The sequence below is a fragment of the Pseudomonas sp. ANT_J12 genome (assembly GCF_008370045.1).
Classification (GTDB): Bacteria; Pseudomonadota; Gammaproteobacteria; order Pseudomonadales; family Pseudomonadaceae; genus Aquipseudomonas.
Window position 1 is genome coordinate 34914 of sequence record NZ_VOBN01000012.1, and the last position, 23453, is coordinate 58366.

Below are 23453 nucleotides of genomic sequence, written 5' to 3' on the forward strand. Positions count from 1 at the left end.
AAGTCCCTATGTCGACCCTGAGCAAACCCCTGGCACCTTCCTGGGTCAGCCGATTCAAGGAACAGAGCCTGGAGCGTGGCCGTCGCTACGCGCTGGAGAACCGCGTCAGGATCGTCGAGGTCGGCGATGCCACGATCATCGCTGCGTGCGAAGGTTCGGGCGGTAACGTTTACCGTCAGACCATTCGCCTGCGCGAGTCAGCCAAAGGCACCTTGCTGATGGTCGACGCCAACTGCACCTGCCCGGTCCATAGCAACTGCAAACATTGCGCGGCGGTGCTGCTCAAAGTCCAGGAAACCCTGGCCTATCCGGCGGCTGCGCAAGACGCCGAACTGCTGGAAAAACTCCAGGCAGTCCTGGAAAACCGCAGCCCGAAGGCACCGCCACAAGTGCTGGTGGATAACGTGCAACCGGTGCCGCGCCTGTGGCTGGCGAGTGTCGAATTCAGCGCCTTCGAACCGCGCAACGGCAAGATGCAGCGCTACATCCAGCATCGTGCGGCGTTGTCCTTCAGTTATCTGGACGAATACGTGTCCGGGCAGAAGAATGCCGACGTCCTGATTCGTCAGGAGACACAGACCTTACGGATAAAACGTCACCCGGAAGTCGAACAGGCCTACAGGGAACAGCTAAGAATCCTCGGTTTCAAGATCGCCACCCGGCAAAGCAAGGCCTTACCCGAAAGCGCTGGCGAACTGTTCGAAATGGTCAACGACAGCGCCTGGCTGACCTTCACCCTCAATGATTTGCCGAAGCTGCGCACCCAGGGCTGGGAGTTGCAGATCGACGAGGATTTCGGTTTCGACCTGACGGCCGTGGACGATTGGTACGCCACTGTCGAACAAGTGCCGGAGCGCGACTGGTTTGATCTGGAGCTGGGGATCATCGTCAATGGCGAACGGCTTAGCCTGCTGCCGATCCTGTTGAACCTGATGCGCTCGCACACCGAAATCCTCAACCCGGAACGCCTGGCCCGCCGTCGCGATGACGAGTTGATCCTGGTGAACATCCCCAATCGCCCGAACTCCGAATACGGCCCGCTGCAAGTCGCCCTGCCCTTCGGCCGCCTGAAACCGGTACTGGCGACCCTTGGCGAGTTTTACCTGCAAGGGCCCGGCGAAACCACGCTGCGCTTGAGCAAGGCTGACGCGATCCGGCTGAATCCGCTGGAAGACATGCCGTTGCTGTGGGAAGGCGGCGATCAGATTCGTACCTTTACCCAGCGCCTGCGCGATATCAAGGATTTCACCACAGAGGCACCGCAGGGCTTGAACGCTACGTTGCGGCCATATCAGCTCGAAGGCCTGAGCTGGATGCAGTCGTTACGCCAGCTGGAAGTCGGCGGGATTCTCGCGGATGACATGGGCCTGGGCAAAACCCTACAGACCCTGGCGCATATTCTCAGCGAGAAAATCGCCGGGCGCCTTGATCGACCGTGCATGGTGGTGATGCCCACCAGCCTGATCCCCAACTGGCTCGACGAAGCGGCGCACTTCACGCCGCAGCTCAACGTGCTGGCGCTGTACGGCGCCAGCCGCAAAAAACACTTCGAGAACCTGACCGATTACGACCTGATCCTGACCACCTATGCATTGCTGCCCAAGGACGTGGAAACCCTGGCGGCGGTGCCACTGCACGTGTTGGTGCTGGATGAAGCTCAATACATCAAGAACCCCAACAGCAAGGCGGCCCAGGCGGCCCGTGAGTTAAATGCCCGGCAGCGTCTGTGCCTGAGTGGCACGCCGCTGGAAAACCACTTGGGCGAGCTGTGGTCACTGTTCCACTTCCTGCTGCCCGGTTGGCTCGGCGATGTGAAAAGCTTCAATCGCGATTACCGCGTGCCCATCGAAAAGCGCGGCAGTGAGGTCCGACTTCAGCACCTCAACGGTCGGATCAAACCGTTTCTGCTGCGCAGGACCAAGGAACAGGTGGCGACCGAATTGCCGCCGAAAACCGAGATCATCCATTGGGTCGATCTCAACGAAGCCCAGCGCGACGTGTACGAAACCATGCGCCTGGCCATGGACAAGAAAGTTCGCGATGAGATCACCCGCAAAGGCGTGGCCCGCAGCCAGATCATCATCCTGGAAGCACTGCTGAAGCTGCGCCAGGTCTGCTGCGACTTGCGCCTGGTCAACGACGCCGTCCTGCCTACTCGCGGTAGCACGTCCGGCAAGCTCGACAGCTTGATGGAGATGCTTGACGAGTTGTTTGAAGAAGGCCGGCGTATTTTGCTGTTCTCGCAGTTCACCTCGATGCTGGCGCTGATCGAGGTCGAACTGAAGAAGCGCGGTGTTGAATACGCCCTATTGACCGGACAAACCCGCGACCGACGCGCTCCGGTGAAGGACTTCCAGAGCGGCAAGCGTCAGATCTTTCTGATCAGCTTGAAGGCTGGTGGCGTGGGTTTGAACCTGACCGAAGCCGACACGGTGATTCACTACGACCCGTGGTGGAACCCGGCGACGGAAAACCAGGCGACTGACCGGGCTTATCGCATCGGCCAGGAGAAGCCCGTGTTCGTCTACAAGATGATTGCCCGGGGTACGGTCGAAGAGAAGATTCAGCACCTGCAAAAGGAAAAGTCCGACCTGGCGGCGGGCGTACTGGATGGCCGCTCGGCCGGGGACTGGAAGTTGCAGAGTGATGACATTGAAGCGCTGTTTGCGCCGTTGCCGGATAAGCTGGAGAAGCGTTGAGGTCTGTGGCGTCAGGTAGATCGCCATCGCGGGCAAGCCTTGCTCCTACAGGCTCTATGCCGCGAACGACACAAAACCCGAGCGAGGCTTGCCCGCGAAGAGGCCAGTACTGAAGAAACCCGCTATCAGGCCTTGAGAGTGGGCAACGGCGCAAACAACGCCTCGATATCACTCGGCTCAAGCTTCAACCCACCCGACGCCCCACCTTCAAGCACCGCTTCGGCCAGCACGGCTTTCTCCTGCTGCAACGCCTGGATTTTTTCTTCCACCGTACCCCGGGCAATCAGCTTGTAGACGAACACCGGTTTGTTTTGCCCGATCCTATAGGCACGGTCGGTCGCCTGATTTTCTACTGCCGGGTTCCACCAGGGATCGAAATGGATCACCGTGTCCGCCGCCGTCAGGTTCAGGCCGGTGCCGCCAGCTTTCAGACTGATCAAAAACAATGGCACGTTACCGCTCTGGAAGTTCTTGACCGGCGTGCGCCGATCCGTGGTTTCGCCGGTCAGTATCGAATAGCCGAGGCCACGCTGCTGCAACTCCTCCTCAATCAGGGCCAGCATCGAGGTGAACTGTGAAAACAGCAGAATCTTGCGCCCTTCACTGAGCAGTTCTTCCAGCATCTCCATCAGACTGACCAGTTTGCCACTGCCCGAACGCAAGGCTTTGGCGGTGAGCGGCGTCTTGATCAGACGCAGATCGCAGCAGACCTGACGCAGCTTGAGCAACGCGTCGAGGATGATGATTTGACTGCGCCCCACGCCACTGCGCGCGATTTCGTCGCGGACCTTCTTGTCCATCGCCACGCGCACGGTTTCATACACATCCCGTTGCCCGTCGCTGAGATCAACCCAATGCACAATCTCGGTTTTCGGCGGCAGTTCAGTCGCCACCTGGTCTTTCTTGCGCCGGAGCAAGAAAGGTTTTATCCGGGCGGTCAGGTGCTGCATACGCTCGCTGTTGCCGTGCTTCTCGATCGGCGTACGGTAATCGCGGTTGAAGGTTTTGCTGTCCCCAAGCCAGCCGGGCAACAGAAAGTGGAACTGCGACCACAACTCGCCGAGGTGGTTTTCCAGCGGCGTACCGGACAGACACAATCGCTGGCGAGCCTGTAGATCACGGGCGGCTTGAGCGGCTTTGCTGAGCGGGTTTTTGATGTTCTGCGCTTCGTCGAGAATCAGCACGCTCCAGGCCTGCGACTGCAAAATCTCCAGGTCCCGAGGCAGCAGCGCATAGGTAGTCAACACCAGGTCGTATTCAGCAAGGTTGGTAAAGTCTTTTTGCCGGGCGGCGCCATGCAGTGCCAGCACTTTTAATTGCGGGGTAAAGCGCAGGGACTCGTCGAGCCAGTTGGGAATCAGGCTGGTGGGCATCACGGCCAGGGCTGGACGATCAAGGCGCCCGGCCAGTTTTTCCGTCAGCAGGTGAGCCAGGGTTTGCAGGGTTTTCCCCAGCCCCATGTCGTCGCCGAGGATGCCGCCCACTTCCAGTTCGCGAAGGGTTTGCATCCAGTTCAGGCCTTCAAGCTGATACGGTCGCAGTGTCGCCTTCAGGCCCTCGGGCGCTTCGACCTGAACGTGCGTCGACTCACGCAAGCGTTTGGCAAAACTGCGCAGTCGCTCGCCGCCCTGCCAGACCAGTGGAACGCCTTCCAGCGCACTGAGGCGCGCGGCGTCCGGCGCACTCAAACGCAACGAGTCGCCCTCGTGCCCCCCCAGGTACAACTCGCCAAGGGTGGCCATCAGAGGTTTGATCCGGCCATAGGGCAATGCGACTTTGTCATGGGGCTGGGCACCGAAACGCCCGTCACCCAGTCCAATCAGCAACAGTTCGTCATCGTTGCGCTGGGCCAGACTTGCAGGTTCCATCAGTCGCGGCTGACTGCGCAGTAAATGCAGCAAAATCGGTAACAGGCTATGCCGCTCGCCGTTAACGACGATCCCCAGTTGCAGGTCAAACCACTGGTGCCCCGCCTCTTCCTCAACCTCCGCATACCACTCTTCCACAGGCTGCACGTTGAAGTGGAAGTTGTCGCTGATATCGATCAGCCAATTCCTCTCCCTCAGCGCCGGAACCCCGTCCTGCGCAAAGGCAAGCCAGGCGGTGTCATCCGGCAGCGTGAACATTTCACCCGGACGGTCGAGGCTGCTTTTGCGCGTGGCTTTTTTGAAACCGTGTTTTTGCAAGGCTTGGCGCAAGGCTTTTTCAGCGACGGGATTGCGTTGGATACGCTGGGTTTCAGTCCCGGAAAGGATCAACACCTCCGGGTTCCGGTCCGACGTCGGATGGCCGTTGTAGGTAAAGACCAATGCCGCACGGTGCTCTGCCTCATGCTGCCAGCGCACGTAACGCCTGGCACTGGCGAGCGTCAGGTGAGCCTGAGGAAGAATGCCGTCGATGACCCGCTCCGTCAGCGCATGGGGTGCCGGCGCGCCGCGCGTCGCGGCGCTCAGCCGATGGCTGAACTGCATTGCCTGACGCGCCGGAATATCGGGCGCCAACGACAAATGACACGCCAGCTTCTCATCCATCTCGCTGAACAAAGGCCCGACCTGCAGCCGCTCGCGATCCATATAGTACAAAGGCTCCAGGGCCAGGATCGTTTCCACCGGGGCTTCATCGCTACCCCATTGCGGGCGGAAACTGCCGTTTGCTTGCTCGGCCCAGACGAATTGGCCCGTCCTCCTCATTCCTGGTGTCAGGGGCTGGGGCTGGTCGAGATCGAGGAAAAGGCGCGAGGTGCGCAACAGCATCTCGATCAGTTCTGCACCGCTGCTGCCTTCCAGGGGATAACCGGAGTAATAGGCGTGGTGGGAGTGAACCGCCACCAAAAGCCTGGCGATTCGAAGGTCGAGTTCGGTCAGATAACCGGGTTGGCGAATCAGCGTATCCGAGAGTGAATACACTGACTTGATGTCTTGCAAATGGCCGTCCTTGAGCTGACGGGCCTTGAAGATTTCCAGCGTCCATTTCCCGGCGACAGGCGTCGCCCTGAGTTTGTAGAACAGGCGCGCGCCAGTGACCTGCGTCGACTCGTCAGAGGGATTACTTGCAGAAGGGATACCGTCGAGCCAGCGCTCCAGCTCGCGATTCAAGTGAACGGAAACCGCACCGTCAGTCGCGGCGACAGGCAGTTCCTGCAGGTGATAGATAACGGTTGCGCAGTGTTTGCAATCAGTCAGTACGGGGCATGAGCAGGTGCAATCCAGCTCAAAATCACCATCTGCATCTTCGACCAGTTCGATGTGCTGTTCGTAGACGTAACCTCGGGAGCCCCGGCAGTTCGCACGAACGAACACATCATCAAGTTCGAGAATTTTTACCCGATCCTCCTGTGCGTATTTGCGCGCCTTATCCAGAGCACGATGACTGAACTCTTCCGCCCATGACAGCTGTTGAATTTGCTCAATGATTGCAGACATACATTCAATGCTTTTTAAATTGAATTAGTGACGGTAGCGCACAATTTAACCTTCAAGCACCCGCGCCAACGTCGACTTCACTTTGCCCATCCCGTCATGCAACGCCTGTTCGATCTCGGCCATGGTGATCACCGCCGTGGACTTGCCCGCCGCCGGGTTGACCACCAGCGCGAGGCAGGCGTAATCCAGTTCCAGCTCACGGGCCAGCGCCGCTTCGGGCATGCCGGTCATGCCGACGATGTCGCAGCCGTCACGTTCCAGCCGGGCGATTTCAGCGACGGTTTCCAGGCGTGGGCCTTGGGTGCAGGCGTATACGCCATGACTGCTGTAGCCCACACCTTCCGCTGCCAATGCAGCAATCAACTGCTGACGCAGCGGCTCGCTGTACGGATAGCTGAAATCGATGTGAGTGACCTGTTCCAGGTCTCCGGCGAAATAGGTGTGTTCGCGACCGCTGGTGTAGTCGATCAACTGGTGGGGCACGCAGAAATGTCCAGTGCCCATGGCGGCATGAATCCCACCCACGGCATTGACCGCAAGAATCGCTTCGGCCCCGGCCTGTTTCAGCGCCCAGAGGTTGGCGCGGTAATTCACCTGATGCGGCGGCAAACGATGCGGGTGACCGTGGCGCGCGAGAAACAGCACTTCCTTGCCCGCATATTCACCGATATGCACCTCGGACGATGGCGGACCGTAAGGCGTGTCTACCGCCAGTGACTGACGAATGCTCAGGCCTTCGAGTTGAGTCAGGCCGGTGCCGCCGATAATCGCGTAGATCGTCATAACGAAAAGTCCTTATCCAATCAGTTGAGCGTCTTTGAGCGCGCCGACAGCAACGAGCCAGCGCGGGTCTTGACGATATTCGGTACCGGCAAACGACTGGCCGCGCATCCGCGCGATACGTGGCGATGGCTTGACCTTCATGCGCTGGGCAGCGGTCAGGGCCAGCTCGGCAGCCGCACGATCGTTGCACACCAGGCCCATATCGCAACCGGCGGTCAGCGCGGCTTCGATGCGACTGGCGGCATCGCCGACCACATGGGCGCCGGCCATGGACAAATCATCGCTGAAGATCACGCCGTCGAACTGCAACTCACCACGCAGGATGTCCTGCAACCAGCGCCGGGAGAAACCGGCCGGTTGCGAGTCGACCTGTGGATAAATGACGTGGGCTGGCATGACGGCGGCCAGTTGCTTGCTCAGTCGAGCGAACGGCACCAAATCATTGGCGCGGATCTCGTCGAGACTGCGTTCATCGTTGGGAATGGCGACGTGGGAATCCGCCTCGGCCCAACCATGACCCGGGAAATGCTTGCCGGTGGCGGCCATGCCGGCGCTGTTCATGCCGCGGATGAAGGCTCCGGCGAGCAACGCTGCGCGCTCGGGGTCGCCTTCGAAGGAGCGGGTACCGACCACAGCGCTGCGCTGGTAATCCAGATCCAATACCGGGGCGAAGCTCAGGTCGAGACCAACAGCGAGGACTTCGGTGGCCATGATCCAGCCGCATTGTTCGGCCAGGTATTCGGCATTCGGGTTGTCGGCAATGGCCCGCATGGCCGGCAGTCGCACGAAGCCCTGACGCAAGCGCTGGACCCGACCGCCCTCCTGGTCTACCGCCAACAGCAGATCAGGACGAATGGCACGGATCGCGGCGCTCAGTTCGCGCACCTGGCGTGGGTGCTCGATATTGCGAGCGAAAATGATCAGGCCGCCCACTTCAGGCTGGCGCAACAATTGGCGATCTTCGGCCGTCAGCCAGGTACCGGCGACGTCCACCATCAACGAGCCTTGGAGGCCAGCAGTCATAAGGATTCCTTGAAAACGAAAAACCCGGCTCGCACGATGTCGCCACCGAGGGCTGTGCCCGGCAGGTCGGCGATATCAATGGGAAACGGGTTCAAAACGAGAGTCGGCATGGGCGGCTAGCTTAGCGGATGTCAGCTGCCGCGCCCACCCGTGTGCGGTTAAACCTTGGCGGCAACCGGGGCCGACTTGCTGCGCGGACGCAACTGTGCGGTGGCCATGGCCGTGTCAGTGACGCCCGTTTCGGCACGCATGCCAGCAGCGAGGAACGGCACCATCAGGCGCATCACCTGCTCGATGGACGTGTTGACGCCGAAATCGGTCTCGGCAATCGCCCGCAGGGCCTTGATCCCCGACATGCTGAACGCTGCAGCGCCGAGCATGAAGTGCACGCGCCAGAACAGTTCGATCGGCGGAATACGCGGTGCGGCCTCGTTGACCAGCATCATGTAGCGACGGAAAACCTTGCCGTACATGTCTTCCAGATAACGACGCAAGTGGCCCTGGCTCTGACTGAAGGCCAGGCCCAGCAACCGCATGAATATGGAGAGATCGTTGCCGCTACGTGGCTGTACCACCAGGGCCTGCTCGACGAGGATTTCCAGCAGGTCTTCCAGCGTCGGCTTGTTTTCCGGCTTGGCCTGTCGCCGCTCCAGCTCCTTATCGAGGCTGGTGCAGAACGGACCGAGGAAGCGCGAGAACACCGCCTGGATCAATGCCTTCTTGGAGCCGAAATGATAATTCACCGCCGCCAGGTTGACCCCTGCCTTGCTGGTGATCAGACGCAACGAGGTTTCGGCGAAACCTTTTTCCGCGAACAACTGCTCGGCAGCATCGAGAATGCGTTCAACGGTTTCCGACTGGGACATGGCTACTCCGCCTGACAAACACTTGTTTGAAACATACGTTTCAGCCTGTGCATTGTCAAGCCTGCCGGTTCGTTTTGGGAATGGTCGGTCAGCTATTTAACCATACAACCCGGCGTCGTTAATCAGCGAGCTGACTGACCGTCCAGCGGCGCGCTAAAAAAGGGGCATTGCCAAGAAGCTTTCACTGTATATAATCCCAGTCACTGTATAAAAAGACAGAGCGATCAATATGCTAAAGCTGACGCCACGCCAAGCAGAGATTCTGGCCTTCATCAAACGTTGCCTCGACGACAACGGCTACCCGCCGACCCGCGCGGAAATCGCTCAGGAACTGGGTTTCAAATCGCCAAACGCGGCGGAAGAACACCTCAAGGCATTAGCCCGCAAAGGTGCGATCGAGATGACGCCTGGCGCCTCTCGCGGTATCCGTATTCCCGGTTTCGAAGCCAAGGCCGACGAGTCCACCCTGCCGATCATCGGTCGCGTAGCGGCTGGTGCACCCATCCTCGCCCAGCAACACATCGAAGAGTCCTGCAACATCAATCCGACGTTCTTCCATCCGCGTGCCGACTATCTGTTGCGGGTGCATGGCATGAGCATGAAGGACGTGGGCATTTTCGACGGTGACCTGCTCGCCGTCCACACCACCCGTGAAGCCCGCAACGGCCAGATCGTGGTGGCACGGATTGGCGATGAAGTGACCGTCAAGCGCTTCAAGCGCGATGGCAGCAAAGTCTGGCTGATTGCCGAAAACCCTGAGTTCGCCCCCATTGAAGTCAACCTGAAAGATCAGGAACTGGTGATCGAAGGCTTGAGTGTCGGCGTGATTCGCCGCTAAAGGAGGCTTTATGCAGTTCCCACATACACCACAGCAAGCCCAACTGCCGTTGTTCGAGGCGTTCATGGTGCAACCGCTGGCGCCGATCCTGAAAGATGTGGTCGAGTCGCCCTGGAGCGCCGAGCCCGAAGTCTTCAGCGAGCTATCACTGCGTGGTGCAGCAGGGAGCTGCCTGAACCTTCTGGCGCCGATTCTCCGGGAATTGAGCCAGGACCAGGACGCACGCTGGCTGACGCTGATCGCCCCGCCCGCCAGCCTGACCCAGACCTGGTTGCGAGACGCCGGCCTCAACCGCGAACGCATCCTGCTCCTGCAACCGCGCGGCACCCAGAGCGCTCAACAGCTGACCTGCGAAGCCTTGCGACTGGGCCGCAGTCACACGGTCGTCAGCTGGCTCAACCCGCTGACTGCCACTTCGCGGCAACAGCTGATCAGCGCCGCCCGCACCGGGGACGCTCAAAGCCTGAATATTAGATTGGGATAACTGATAAACAATTTGCACCCTGAAAAGGGCTTGGCTTCTCCAGGGATAGAGAAGCCGATCTATAGCGGAATCAGCAGAAACCGACGGACGGGATCAATGCAGGATCCGCGGTTCCTCATCTTTATTGAATTCGCCTTCTACCAAGCGTCCCGCCATCTGCACACCAACGCTCAACATCGCCTTGGCGACTTCCACGTGATTGCCTTGCAGGAACGCCTTGGCATCCTCGGAGAAATCCAAAGTAACCAGAGAACCCTCGTCCTCAGCCCTGCGCAGCTCGATTCGGCCGTCTGGTAACTCGACAATTTCTAGAAAGGACGTTGGCATAAAGGTCTGTTCTCCACGAAAGGCGGGGATTATATAGGCATCGGCCAGGCTTCGCTCGGGATCTTGACCAGAAGTCATCGCGAAGAAATATCTATTAGTACTTAATGCTGAACGGCCAACCCAATGGGTCATCCATCAAAATCGATCAATTCCTTAGCACTCATTCAACCCTTCACGAAAGCGAAGCGCCAGCCCTTTGAGGTTCTGCCGCCAACTCTCCAGCTCTTCGCGGCTCAGCTCTTGAGGCGCTTCCTCTTCATCCAGGTTCACCGCCATGATCAACGGCTGCGTCACGTCGCCTTTCGGCTTGTGCGGCACCCGTGGTGGCTGAAACAGGGCTGCGTGAGCGGCCAGCAGTTTGGCCAGCCAGGTTTCGGAATTACCCGCCAACTCCACCAGCTCGGCCATTTCCGGAATCGCGATGGCTTCCAGCACCTCGCGGGTCAGCAACATCTCTGCCCGCGGCGCATTGGCCTGGGGCAAGCGATAGAAACCGGCTATTTCATGGCACAACCCCAGCAGCGCACCGTAAAGGTGAAACAGCGCCGATTCGCGCCCGGCCTGAATCAGTGCCAGGGAATTCATCGCCCGCCCCTCTTCGGCCCTGGCAAGCGCTTCGAGCGACAGGCCGGCAAAATAAATCTTCTGATTGGTACGGGTATAGAGTTCGTGGGCCATGACGGCAGCCTCCACAGCGAAATAATTGCGTCACACAGACTCGACAGTGTCGTGGATCAGCCGATCCGACCGCAAGCCCAAAACAAAAAGGCCGCCTGAAAATCCGAGGATTGTCAGGCGGCCTTTTCAGTGCAGCGACGTTTTAAGCCTTCGCGGGGGTCCGCTTGTCTTCAACCGTCCATTTGCCACCGTCGTAGAAAGCTTTCCAGCCTGTTGGCTTGCCTTCGACTTCGGTCTGCACGTATTGCTCCTTGGTCTTGCGGCTGTAGCGAATCACGGCTGGACGACCATCCGGATCTTTCTTCGGCGCCTCACAGAGGAAGTGGTACTTCGGATCGATCTCGTCTTTGTGCGGCACAATCTCGATCACCAGCGGAGCACGAGTCTCGCGGTTTTTCGGGAACTGGCTCGCCGCCAGGAACAGACCGGAAGCCCCATCGCGCAGTATGTAGGTGTCGTTGACCTTTTCGCATTTCAGCTCAGGCATCTTCACCGGATCCATCTTCGGCGGCGCCGCGTCACCGCTTTTCAGCAGTTTGCGGGTGTTTTTACATGTCGCGTTGGTGCAGCCGAAGAACTTGCCGAAACGGCCGGTCTTGAGCTGCATCTCGCTGCCGCACTTGTCGCATTCCAGGCTCGGACCTTCGTAGCCTTTGATGCGATAGCTGCCTTCTTCGATTTCGTAGCCGTCGCAGTCCGGGTTGTTACCGCAGATGTGCAGCTTGCGCTTCTCATCCAGCAGGTAAGCGTCCATCGCCGTGCTGCAGATCGGGCAACGGTGCTTGCCACGCAGCACCAGGGATTCCGATTCACCCTCGTCGTCCGCGGCGATTTCGTCGCCCGGCACCAGATTGACAGTGGCCTTGCAGCGTTCTTTCGGCGGCAGGCTGTAGCCCGAGCAACCGAGGAACACGCCAGTGGATGCGGTACGAATCTGCATCGGACGACCGCACACCACGCACGGAATATCCGTCATCACCGGCTGGTTGGCACGCATGCCGCCTTCCGCGCTTTCAGCTACTTCGAGTTTCTTCTTGAAGTCGCCGTAGAACTCGTCGAGCACGTTTTTCCAGTCGCGTTCGCCCTGGGCCACGTCATCGAGGTTCTCTTCCATGCCGGCGGTAAAGCCGTAGTCCATGAGATTGGAGAAGCTCTCGGCCAAGCGCTCGGTAACGATATCGCCCATCTTTTCCGAGTAGAAACGACGGTTGTGCAGCGCTACGTAGCCACGATCCTGGATGGTCGAAATGATCGCTGCGTAGGTCGAAGGACGACCGATGCCGCGTTTTTCCATTTCCTTGACCAGGCTCGCTTCCGAGTAACGGGCCGGCGGCTTGGTGAAGTGCTGGGTCGGATCAAGCTTGATCAGCTTCATCGCGTCGCCCTGGGCCATGTCCGGCAGCACATCGTCATCGCCAGGCTTGGCAATTTGCGGCATAACGCGGGTGTAGCCGTCGAACTTCAGGATGCGGCCTTTGGCACGCAACTCGAAATCGCCGGCACCGACGGTCACGGTAGTCGACAGGTATTGCGCAGGCAACATCTGGCAAGCGAGGAACTGGCGCCAGATCAGCTCGTACAGACGCTCAGCATCACGCTCCATGCCCGACAGTTTGCTTGGCTCGGTATTGGCGTCGGAGGGACGAATCGCTTCGTGAGCCTCTTGTGCGCCTTCCTTGCTGCTGTAGACGTTCGGGTTTTCCGGCAGGTACTTCTTACCGAACTCGCCTTCAATATAAGTACGCGCCATCGCCACCGCATCCACCGAGAGGTTGGTGGAGTCGGTACGCATATACGTGATGTAGCCCGCTTCGTACAAACGCTGGGCCATCATCATGGTTTTCTTCACCCCGAAGCCCAGGCGGTTACTCGCGGCCTGCTGCAGGGTGGAGGTGATGAACGGTGCCGACGGCTTGCTGCTGGTCGGTTTGTCTTCACGCTTGACGATGCTGTAGCTGGAAGACTTGAGCTTCTCCAGCGCGGCCATGGCCTGGGTTTCGTTAAGCGGCTTGAAGGCTTCGCCTTTCTCGCGGGCCACGTCGAAGCGCACGGTAGCGCCCTTGGCGGTGCCGAGGTCAGCGTGGACTTCCCAGTACTCTTCCGGGTTGAACGCGCGGATCTCACGCTCACGCTCGACCACCAGTTTTACCGCAACCGACTGCACGCGACCGGCGGACAGGCCGCGAGCGACCTTGGCCCACAGCAGCGGCGAAACCATGTAACCCACCACGCGATCGAGGAAACGACGCGCCTGCTGGGCGTTGACACGGTCTATGTCCAGTTCGCCCGGCTTGGAGAAGGCTTCCTGAATCGCCTTCTTGGTGATTTCGTTGAACACCACGCGCTTGTAGCGGCTGTCGTCACCACCGATGGCTTCGCGCAGGTGCCAGGCAATGGCTTCCCCCTCGCGATCCAAGTCGGTTGCGAGATAGATGGTGTCAGCATCTTTGGCGAGCCGGCGCAGCTCTTCGATGACCTTCTCTTTGCCCGGGAGGATCTCGTACTTGGCTTTCCAGCCATGATCGGGATCGACACCCATGCGCGAGACGAGCTGCTTGCGCGCCTTCTCTTTCGGCGTGAGCACCGGACCTTCACCCGCGGCGGCCTTGCTGCGCTTGGCGGCTGGCTCTTTGCTGGCGCTAGCCGAACCGCTGGTGGGCAGGTCTCGGATATGGCCGATACTCGACTTCACCACGTATTGGTTACCCAGATACTTGTTGATGGTCTTGGCCTTAGCCGGGGATTCCACAATGACCAGCGATTTGCCCATGGATCAGAAAATTCCTGAATTCTAGAAGTGAAAGGCGGTTGGCGCCTGACGCGGCACCGCTATATATAGTGGCTACAAGGTGAGGTCAAGCGCAGGGTTCAGCGCGCACTCAGCTTATGGCTTGGAAAAAAGGCTCGGTTCGGCTTGCACCAAAGCAAAGCGTGGGACCTGTTCGCCGTCAACCTCGACCGACTCCAGGAACATGCTCAAGGGACGTACCCAAAAGCCGTAATCGCCATACAGGGCTTGGTAGAAGACCACTTCTTCTTCGGTCTCGGAATGCCGCGCAACATTAAATACACGGTACTGCGGACCTTTGTAATGTTGGTAGAGCCCAGGTTGTATCGGCATGGTTTGGCCCTCTCTCAAATCTTTTCAAAATAAAAACAAAAATAAATTCAGAAAAACAAAAACCGGGGCACTTGGCCCCGGCTTCCATCAACGAGACGCTTAAACGCGTTCGAAGACGGTGGAGATGCCTTGGCCGAGACCAATGCACATGGTGGCTACCCCAAAGGTGCCGCCATTTTGCTTCATCACGTTGAGCAAAGTGCCGGAGATACGTGCACCGGAGCAACCGAATGGGTGACCCAAGGCGATTGCGCCGCCGTGCAGGTTAACCTTCTCGTTCATCTTGTCGAGCACTTTCAGATCTTTCAGCACGGGCAGGGCCTGTGCGGCGAAAGCTTCGTTGAGCTCGAAGAAGTCGATATCGTTGATCCCCAGACCCGCGCGCTTCAGTGCTTTCTGTGTTGCCGGAACTGGACCATAGCCCATGATTGCCGGATCCACACCTGCCACTGCCATCGAACGAATCACGGCCAGAGGCTGGATACCCAGGTCCTGGGCACGCTGCGCCGACATCACGATCATGCACGAAGCACCATCGGTAATCTGCGACGAAGTACCGGCAGTCACGGTGCCGCCCTTTGGATTGAAAGCAGGCTTGAGAGCCGCCAGGCTTTCCAGGGTGGTTTCCGGACGAATGGTTTCATCGTAGTCGAACAGTTTCAGGAAACCGTTCTCGTCATAGCCCTGCATCGGGATGATTTCGTCTTTGAACTTGCCTTCCAGGGTCGCCTTGTGGGCGAGCTGGTGGGAGCGCACGCCGAAAGCGTCCTGTTGTTCGCGAGTGATGCCGTGCATTTTGCCCAGCATTTCAGCGGTCAGGCCCATCATGCCCGAGGCTTTCGCCGCGTACAGGGACATGTGCGGGTTCGGATCGACACCGTGCATCATGCTCACGTGGCCCATGTGCTCGACGCCGCCGACGACGAACACGTCACCGTTGCCGGTCATGATCGCTTGCGCAGCGGTGTGCAGCGCGCTCATCGACGAACCACACAGACGACTGACGGTCTGGCCGGCGGCAGTGTGCGGGATCTGCGTCATCAGGGACGCCATGCGGGCGATGTTCCAGCCCTGCTCCAAAGTCTGGTTCACGCAGCCCCAGATCACGTCTTCGACTTCGTTCGGGTCAACCTTGACGTTGCGTTCCAGCAATTTGCTGATCAGGTGCGCCGACATGTCTTCGGCGCGGGTGTTGCGGTGCATGCCGCCCTTGGAGCGGCCCATCGGAGTACGACCGAAGTCGACAATCACGACGTCTCTTGGATTCAAGCTCATAAAATTTCACTCTCGCTCAAAAGTTGGGACGCTTAACCGAAGAACCGTTGGCCAGTCTTGGCCATTTCACGCAGCTTCGCGGTCGGGTGGTACAGCGCGCCCAAATCGGCGTACTGGTCAGCCAGGGCAACGAACTCTGCAACACCGAGCGAATCGATGTAGCGCAGCGCACCGCCACGGAATGGAGGGAAACCAATACCGTAGACCAGACCCATGTCGGCTTCGGCGGCGGTTTCGACAATGCCGTCTTCCAGGCAACGCACGGTTTCCAGGCACAGCGGGATCATCATCCAGTTGATGATGTCTTCGTCAGTGACTTCGCGCTGCTCGTAGACGATCGGCTTGAGCACTTCCAGTACCGACGGGTCGGCGACTTTCTTCTGCTTGCCCTTCTTGTCGGTTTCGTAAGCGTAGAAACCCTTGCCGTTCTTCTGGCCCAGGCGCTTGGCTTCGTAGAGCACGTCGATGGCCGAGCGGCGATCGTCTTTCATGCGATCCGGGAAACCTTCAGCCATCACGTCACGACCGTGGTGCCCGGTGTCGATGCCGACCACGTCCATCAGGTATGCCGGGCCCATAGGCCAGCCGAATTTTTCCATGACCTTGTCGATACGGACGAAGTCCACACCGGCGCTGACCAGTTTGGCGAAACCGCCGAAGTACGGGAACAGCACGCGGTTGACCAGGAAGCCCGGGCAGTCGTTGACGACAATCGGGTTCTTGCCCATTTTCTTGGCGTAGGCAACGGTGGTGGCAACAGCCAGCTCGCTGGACTTCTCGCCACGGATCACTTCAACCAGCGGCATCATGTGCACCGGGTTGAAGAAGTGCATGCCGACGAAGTTTTCCGGGCGCTTGAGGGCTTTGGCCAGCAAGGTGATGGAAATGGTCGAGGTGTTGGACGCGAGGATGGTGTCCTCTTTGACCTTGTCTTCGACTTCGGCCAATACGGCTTGCTTGACCTTCGGGTTCTCGACGACAGCTTCGACCACCAGATCCACGTGACCGAAGTCACCGTAAGACAGAGTCGGACGAATGCCATTGAGCACTTCAGCCATTTTCGCCGCGGTCATGCGACCTTTATCAACGCGACCGACCAGCAGCTTGGCGGCTTCAGCCAGGCCCTGCTCAATGCCGTGCTCGTTGATGTCTTTCATCAGGATCGGCGTGCCTTTGGAGGCCGACTGATAAGCGATACCGCCACCCATGATGCCGGCGCCCAATACGGCAGCCTGCTTCACGTCTTTGGCGATTTCGTCGTAGGCCTTGGCCTTTTTCTTCAGTTCCTGATCGTTCAGGAACAGACCGATCAAGCTCTGCGCGGCAGAGGTCTTGGCCAGTTTGACGAAACCGTTGGCTTCGACTTCCAGCGCTTTGTCGCGACCGAAGTTCGCCGCTTTCTGGATGGTCTTGATCGCTTCAACCGGCGCCGGGTAGTTCGGGCCAGCCTGACCGGCCACGAAACCTTTGGCGGTTTCGAAAGCCATCATTTGTTCAATGGCGTTCAACTTCAGCTTTTCAAGCTTCGGCTGGCGCTTGGCCTTGTAGTCAAACTCGCCGGAGATGGCGCGCTTGATCAGTTCCAGAGCGGCTTCCTGCAGTTTCTCAGGAGCAACCACCGCATCGACTGCGCCAACTTTCAGCGCGTCTTCAGGACGGTTTTCCTTGCCGGAGGCAATCCACTCGATGGCGTTGTCGGCACCGATGAGGCGCGGCAGGCGCACGGTGCCGCCGAAGCCCGGGTAGATGCCCAGTTTGACTTCTGGCAGACCGATCTTGGCCTTGGTGGACATGACGCGGTAGTCCGCCGCCAGGCACATTTCCAGACCGCCGCCCAGGGCGATGCCGTTGATCGCGGCGACAGTCGGGACGTTGAGGTCTTCGAAATCGCTGAAAATCTTGTTGGCTTCGAGGTTGCCAGCGACAAGCTCTGCATCAGGCAGCTTGAAGTTCTCGACAAATTCGGTGATGTCGGCGCCGACGATGAACACGTCCTTGCCACTGCTGACGATCACACCCTTGATCGAAGCATCTGCCTTGATGGTGTCTACGGCCTGACGCAATTCGTTCAGGGTTAGACGGTTGAACTTGTTGACGGACTCACCCTTGAGATCGAACTTCAGTTCGACGATGCCACTTTCAAGAGCCTTAACCGTGATGGCTTTACCTTCGTAAATCATCAACTGATCTCCACGATATGGAAGCTGAACAGTACACGTCGGACGCAGGCGAATGGCTCGGCAGGACGCTTTTCGTCGATGCTAACGCCAATCCACCCGGCACACCCGCCAACGCGATAGTCGGGATTCTGTAGGAGCGTCCTGTAAGACAAACGCTCAATTCATACGCCCGTTTGATTTGGGTACGCCACCTTCACGGAATTTCCGGCAATTGTCAATCGCCCAAAATGCTGGTTGAAACGCGACTTTGCAGTCATTTCCGTAAGACGAAGGCTCACAACACGCAGGTGCATGTGAGGCCATTCATAGAATCAATAGTTAGAAAAGTCGCCCTAATTCACGGCAACCTCTGTTTAAGCAGCTACGCTGGCGGGGGCATGAAGAAAAAATTTGAACGCTTTTGGCGAATGCCCAGCGTAAGATCTGCGCCACAAAGAATTTCCGGCCTGCCTGGCCAACTCCAGCCCGATGATGATGTCGGGCTTTTTATTGCCTGTCTGTCGGGCGTTTCGCGCCATTGCAGCACGAAATTTCCGCAAGTCATGCGAGTGCTTTCAGCACCCCGTCAATTTGCTGCAAAACCGTCGCTTCGCCCTTCTCGCCCCAGTACAACGTGATCATCTGCTTGTCCGCTTCGATCTTGTAGACGTTGTCTGGCAATTTTTCGAAATGAATCAGCAACGCCGGATCCTCACAGACCTCCTGCCACTGATTGACCCACACGCCCGGCGACTTTTGCCAATAACTCCAGCACTTCGGCTGATTACCCCGGCGCGGTCGATGGTACTGCGCGCACGGGCTCGGCGGCTCCTGGCTCAGCCAGTGCGGCCACTCCTGGGGCGCCAGCTGCATGGCCAGCCCGATACGCCGTGCCTCCATGCGCAAGGCCATGCGGCCGCTCTGGTGGCGGGACGGTCGCAACCATGCCAGCGGACTCAAGACCACCAGCAGGATTGACACCACTATCCAGACCGTCATATCTGTACTCCCGATTCTTGATGAGCGCTTTGGGTCACTTTGGAACCATTGCGCTTGAAACCAGCCATACTTACCAATATTGCAATCCTCAGGAGGAGCACCTCATGCCCTACAACCATATTCTGGTCGCTGTAGATCTAACCGAAGAGTGCGATCCTGTTATCCACCGCGCCCGCGAACTGTCGGTGAGCAATGGCGCGAAGCTGTCCCTGGTGCACATTGTCGAGCCGATGGCCATGGCCTTTGGCGGCGACGTGCCGATGGACCTGTCACAACTGCAACAACAGCAGTTCGACCAGGCCAAGGAGCGACTTGACCGGTTGATCGTGAAATACCCGGAACTCACGAAGGAATACAGCCACCTGACTTACGGCCAGCCGCGCCAGGAAATTCATCACCTGGCCAAGGAACAGACCTGCGACCTGATCGTGGTCGGCAGCCACGGCCGACATGGCCTGGCGCTGCTACTGGGCTCCACCGCTAACGACGTGCTGCACGGTGCGCCGTGTGATGTACTCGCCGTACGCCTGATCAAAAGCTGAAACCCGTTGCCCCTGTTGGAGCTGCCGAAGGCAGCTCCTACAAAAAGCCCGACACTCGAGTAACCGAGGTCGGGCTTTTTTATTGCCGCAGGATCAATCAGGCATCCAGCTCGGCCCAACGCTCGACCATCACCTCGAGTTCAGCCTGCAATTGCTCAAGCTGAGCAATCACTGCCGCGCTCTCGGCAGCCGGACGCAGGTAGAAACCGGCGTCGGCCATCTGTGCTTCAACCGTCGCAATCTGCTGCTCCATGGCTTCGATCTGGCCCGGCAACATTTCCAGCTCACGCTGCAACTTGTAGCTGAGTTTCTTCTTCGCCACCGGCGCTTCCACCGCAGCAACAGGTGCAGCTTCGGCGGTAACGACCGCGGAGGTCAGGTCGGCCTTGCCGGACTTGCTCTCGGTCACGCCCAGCAGGCGCGGCGAGCCGCCCTGACGCAGCCAGTCCTGATAACCACCGACGTATTCGCGAACCTTGCCTTCACCTTCGAAGACCAGGGTGCTGGTGACCACGTTGTCGAGGAATGCCCGGTCGTGGCTGACCATCAGCACGGTGCCGTTGAAGGTCAGCAAGACCTCTTCCAGCAGTTCGAGTGTTTCCACGTCGAGGTCGTTGGTCGGTTCGTCGAGGACCAGCAGGTTCGCCGGTTTGCTGAACAGTTTCGCCAGCAACAGACGGGCACGCTCACCACCGGACAGCGCCTTGACCGGCGTGCGGGCACGCTGCGGGCTGAACAGGAAGTCGCCGAGGTAGCTCAGCACGTGACGGCTCTGACCATCGATATCGATGAAGTCGCGACCTTCGGCCACGTTGTCGATCACGGTCTTTTCCAGGTCCAGCTGATGGCGCAACTGGTCGAAGTAGGCCACGTCGATGCGCGTGCCCTCTTCCACGGTGCCGCTGGTGGGCTGCAGACCGTTGAGCATCAGTTTCAGCAAAGTGGTCTTGCCGGTACCGTTGGCGCCCAGCAGACCGATACGGTCGCCGCGCTGCAGGACCATCGAGAAGTCCTTGATCAGGAACGGGCCGCCCGGGTGAGCGAAACTCACGTTCTCGAGGACCATCACCTGCTTGCCGGACTTGTCAGCGGTATCGAGCTGAATGTTGGCCTTGCCGGTGCGCTCACGACGCTCGCTGCGCTCGTTGCGCAGGGCTTTCAGGGCGCGGACGCGGCCTTCGTTACGGGTGCGGCGCGCCTTGATGCCCTGGCGGATCCAGACTTCTTCCTGGGCCAGTTTCTTGTCGAACAGCGCGTTGGCGGTGTCTTCAGCGGCCAGCGAGGCTTCTTTGTGCACGAGGAAACTGGCGTAGTCGCCGTTCCAGTCGATCAGGCCGCCGCGATCCAGTTCGAGGATGCGGGTGGCGAGGTTCTGCAGGAAGGAACGGTCGTGCGTGATGAACAGCACGGCGCCCTGGAAATCCTTCAGCGCTTCTTCGAGCCACGCGATCGCACCGATGTCCAGGTGGTTGGTCGGTTCGTCGAGCAGCAGCAGGTCCGGCTCGGAAACCAGGGCCTGGGCCAGCAGGACGCGGCGACGCCAGCCGCCGGACAATTCGGCGAGGGTTTTGTCGGCGGGCAATTGCAGACGGCTCAAGGTGCTGTCGACCAATTGCTGCAAACGCCAGCCGTCGCGGGCTTCGAGGTCGTGCTGGACGTGCATCAGTTTGTCCAGGTCGGCGTCGGTGACGATGTTCTGGCTCAGGTGGTGATACTGCGCAAGCAGCTCGCCGACACCGTCCAGGCCTTCAGCCACCACGTCGAACACGGTCCGCTCGTCGGCTACCGGCAGTTCTTGCGGCAATTCGCCAATCTTGAGGCCAGGTGAACGCCAAACAGAGCCGTCATCGGGCTTCTGGTCGCCCTTGACGAGCTTCATCATGCTGGACTTGCCAGTGCCGTTGCGGCCGATGATGCACACCCGCTCACCACGGGCGATCTGCCAGGACACCTTGTCCAACAACGGCGTAGAGCCGAAAGCAAGGGACACATCGCTGAATTTGAGCAGGGTCATGAGCTTCTCCAAAAACCGGGCGCGCATTCTACCTGACTTGAGGCTTCAGAAGGCCGGCAATTTCACCTGTGTAGCACTCTGCATGACAATTGTTGCGATCTTGCACCGACAGGCCGGCAAAGCTTTCGCCCATTGCTGGCAAAAGGCTAAGCTACAGATTATTCAGTGCCGGCCCTGTCAGCACTTGTCATGATTTTTCTGCCCGGATGTCTCATGCGCAGTCGCCTTTTCAGTCTTTTATCGTGTTTTCTTCTTTCTGCCACTGCCGCTCAATCAGTCCAGGCGGTCGACCTGTCCACCCAACGCCAGTATTACGATGAAGCCAAGCGTGCCTTGGCCAAAGGCGATTCCGAGCCTTATTTTCGCTATAGCCAGGCACTCAGCGATTATCCGCTGGAACCATACCTCGCGTATGACGAACTGACCGCGCGCCTGAAAACCGCGAGCAATGCCGAAATCGAGAAATTCCTCGCCGAACACGGGGACCTGCCCCAGGCCAACTGGATGAAGCTACGCTGGTTGCGCTGGCTGGCGGATCGCGGTGACTGGGCGACCTTCGTCAAGTATTACGACCCCAAGCTCAACTTCACCGAACTGGACTGCCTGAATGCGCAGTATCAGATCGGGCATAACCAGAAAGCTGTCGGTTACGCCAATGCCGACAAACTCTGGCTGACCGGCAAATCCCAACCCGCGGCCTGTGATGGCTTGTTCGGGATCTGGGCCGCCGAAGGTCAATTGACCGAACAGAAACGCTGGGAACGCACCAAACTGGCAGCTCAGGCACGCAATTACCCGCTGGCCAACAGCCTGGTGAGCGGCCTGACCACCCTCGCCCCGCGCGGTCGCTTGTTGGTGGATGTGGCGCAGAAACCCGAACTGCTCAATCAGCCGTCGCGATTCAGCCCGGCCGATGAACCGATGTCCGACATCGTCAGCCTCGGCTTGCGTCGCCTGGCCAAGCAGGACCCGGACAAGGCCATGGACCTGCTCGACGGTTACGCCAGTAGCATGCACTTCTCCCGCGATGAAAAAGTCGCCATTGCCCGGGAAATCGGCCTGACCCTCGCCCGGCGTTTCGACCCCCGCGCGCTGGACGTGATGACCAAGTACGACCCGGAACTGCGCGACAACACCGTGTCGGAATGGCGCCTGCGCCTGCTCTTGCGTCTGGCCCGTTGGGACGACGCCTATCAGTTGACCCGTCGTTTGCCGCAGGACCTGGCCATCACCAACCGCTGGCGCTACTGGCAGGCCCGCAGCCTGGAACTGGCGCAACCGCAGAACCCGGAAGCGCAGACGCTTTACAAAGGCCTCGCCCGCGAACGTGATTTCTACGGTTTCCTCGCCGCCGACCGTTCGCAATTGCCCTACTCGCTGATGAACAAGCCGCTGGTGCTCAGCCAAGCGATCATCAACAAGGTGCGCAACACCCCCGGCATACGTCGCGCCCTGGAATTCCACGCCCGTGGGCAGATCGTCGACGGTCGTCGCGAGTGGTACCACGTCAGCCGTCATTTCAACCGTGACGAGATGGTCGCCCAGGCCAAGCTGGCCTATGACCTGAAATGGTACTTCCCGGCGATCCGCACCATCAGCCAGGCGCAGTACTGGGACGACCTGGACATCCGCTTCCCGATGGCCCACCGCGAAACCCTGGTGCGTGAAGCCAAGGTCCGTGGCCTGCATTCGAGCTGGGTGTTCGCCATCACTCGCCAGGAAAGTGCCTTCATGGACGACGCCCGTTCCGGCGTCGGCGCCAGCGGCCTGATGCAACTGATGCCCGGCACCGCCAAGGAAACCGCGCGCAAGTTCAGCATCCCCCTGGCTTCGCCGCAGCAAGTGCTCGACCCGGACAAGAACATCCAACTCGGCGCCGCCTACCTGAGTCAGGTCCACAGCCAGTTCAACGGCAACCGCGTCCTCGCCTCCGCCGCCTACAACGCCGGCCCCGGCCGCGTGCGCCAGTGGCTGCGTGGCGCTGATCACCTGAGCTTCGACGTGTGGGTGGAAAGCATCCCGTTCGACGAAACCCGCCAGTACGTGCAAAACGTGCTGTCGTACTCGGTGATCTACGGCCAGAAGCTGAATTCGCCGCAACCGCTGGTGGATTGGCATGAGCGGTATTTTGATGATCAGTGACCGGTAATGCCGGTCACGCAGGAGCTGCCGAAGGCTGCGATCTTTTGATCTGCTCCTAAAAAAAATGCCCGCATCGATTGA

General features: G+C 59.2%; 17 protein-coding genes. 5 read left to right on the plus strand and 12 right to left on the minus strand.

Annotated elements, in window-relative coordinates:
• The first annotated feature begins 8 nt into the window (after positions 1–8).
• Entirely contained in the window at positions 9–2699 is a 2691-nt protein-coding gene (locus FQ192_RS22375) for a DEAD/DEAH box helicase (protein ID WP_149660496.1), read from the plus strand.
• A 125-nt stretch (positions 2700–2824) separates the two neighbouring features.
• Here FQ192_RS22375 and FQ192_RS22380 read toward each other — a convergent pair whose 3' ends face one another.
• From FQ192_RS22380 to FQ192_RS22395, 4 genes are all read right to left on the minus strand, one after another.
• Positions 2825–6121 (minus strand): DEAD/DEAH box helicase, encoded by a 3297-nt coding sequence (locus FQ192_RS22380; protein ID WP_149660497.1) that lies wholly within the window; start codon positions 6119–6121, stop codon positions 2825–2827.
• Between the two features lie 45 nt (positions 6122–6166).
• Positions 6167–6904, minus strand: coding sequence for an S-methyl-5'-thioinosine phosphorylase (locus tag FQ192_RS22385; protein ID WP_133836765.1), 738 nt, complete (start codon positions 6902–6904; stop codon positions 6167–6169).
• Between the two features lie 12 nt (positions 6905–6916).
• A complete protein-coding gene (gene nagZ, locus FQ192_RS22390) occupies positions 6917–7927 on the minus strand; it encodes a beta-N-acetylhexosaminidase (protein WP_149660498.1) in 1011 nt (336 codons plus the stop codon).
• Positions 7928–8085: 158 nt separating this feature from the next.
• A complete protein-coding gene (locus FQ192_RS22395) occupies positions 8086–8793 on the minus strand; it encodes a TetR/AcrR family transcriptional regulator (protein ID WP_149660499.1) in 708 nt (235 codons plus the stop codon).
• 229 nt (positions 8794–9022) lie between these two features.
• Between FQ192_RS22395 and lexA the strand changes: the two genes are divergently transcribed.
• Together lexA and sulA are read left to right on the plus strand one after the other, a co-directional pair.
• Entirely contained in the window at positions 9023–9631 is a 609-nt protein-coding gene (gene lexA / locus FQ192_RS22400; RefSeq protein WP_092270751.1) for a transcriptional repressor LexA, read from the plus strand.
• A 10-nt stretch (positions 9632–9641) separates the two neighbouring features.
• Positions 9642–10115, plus strand: coding sequence for an SOS-induced cell division inhibitor SulA (gene sulA, locus FQ192_RS22405; RefSeq protein WP_149660500.1), 474 nt, complete (start codon positions 9642–9644; stop codon positions 10113–10115).
• A gap of 93 nt (positions 10116–10208) precedes the next feature.
• Here sulA and FQ192_RS22410 read toward each other — a convergent pair whose 3' ends face one another.
• From FQ192_RS22410 to FQ192_RS22440, 7 genes are all read right to left on the minus strand, one after another.
• Positions 10209–10442 (minus strand): hypothetical protein, encoded by a 234-nt coding sequence (locus tag FQ192_RS22410; RefSeq protein ID WP_123403749.1) that lies wholly within the window; start codon positions 10440–10442, stop codon positions 10209–10211.
• A 153-nt stretch (positions 10443–10595) separates the two neighbouring features.
• Positions 10596–11120: a DUF6586 family protein gene (locus FQ192_RS22415; protein WP_149660501.1), complete on the minus strand. Its 525-nt coding sequence runs from the start codon at positions 11118–11120 to the stop codon at positions 10596–10598.
• Between the two features lie 142 nt (positions 11121–11262).
• Positions 11263–13890 (minus strand): type I DNA topoisomerase, encoded by a 2628-nt coding sequence (gene topA, locus FQ192_RS22420; protein WP_149660502.1) that lies wholly within the window; start codon positions 13888–13890, stop codon positions 11263–11265.
• 114 nt (positions 13891–14004) lie between these two features.
• Positions 14005–14241 (minus strand): DUF1653 domain-containing protein, encoded by a 237-nt coding sequence (locus tag FQ192_RS22425; protein ID WP_092270764.1) that lies wholly within the window; start codon positions 14239–14241, stop codon positions 14005–14007.
• 99 nt (positions 14242–14340) lie between these two features.
• Positions 14341–15516, minus strand: a complete 1176-nt coding sequence (gene fadA, locus FQ192_RS22430; RefSeq protein ID WP_010456360.1) for an acetyl-CoA C-acyltransferase FadA — start codon at positions 15514–15516, stop codon at positions 14341–14343.
• 32 nt (positions 15517–15548) lie between these two features.
• A complete protein-coding gene (gene fadB, locus FQ192_RS22435; protein ID WP_149660503.1) occupies positions 15549–17696 on the minus strand; it encodes a fatty acid oxidation complex subunit alpha FadB in 2148 nt (715 codons plus the stop codon).
• A 540-nt stretch (positions 17697–18236) separates the two neighbouring features.
• Positions 18237–18674, minus strand: coding sequence for a hypothetical protein (locus FQ192_RS22440; protein WP_149660504.1), 438 nt, complete (start codon positions 18672–18674; stop codon positions 18237–18239).
• Positions 18675–18778: 104 nt separating this feature from the next.
• Here FQ192_RS22440 and FQ192_RS22445 point away from each other — a divergent pair, with 104 nt between their 5' ends.
• Positions 18779–19216 carry a universal stress protein gene (locus tag FQ192_RS22445; protein WP_149660505.1) on the plus strand — a complete coding sequence of 146 codons (438 nt, stop codon included), beginning with the start codon at positions 18779–18781 and terminating at the stop codon, positions 19214–19216.
• A gap of 97 nt (positions 19217–19313) precedes the next feature.
• Here the strand turns inward: FQ192_RS22445 and FQ192_RS22450 are convergent, their stop codons facing one another.
• Complete coding sequence (locus tag FQ192_RS22450; protein ID WP_149660506.1) at positions 19314–21230, minus strand: ATP-binding cassette domain-containing protein; 1917 nt, start codon at positions 21228–21230, stop codon at positions 19314–19316.
• 213 nt (positions 21231–21443) lie between these two features.
• On the opposite strand from FQ192_RS22450, the gene FQ192_RS22455 reads away from it, so the two are divergent.
• On the plus strand, positions 21444–23372 hold the full coding sequence (locus FQ192_RS22455) for a transglycosylase SLT domain-containing protein (protein WP_149660507.1): 1929 nt from the start codon (positions 21444–21446) through the stop codon (positions 23370–23372).
• The last annotated feature ends 81 nt before the right edge of the window (positions 23373–23453 follow it).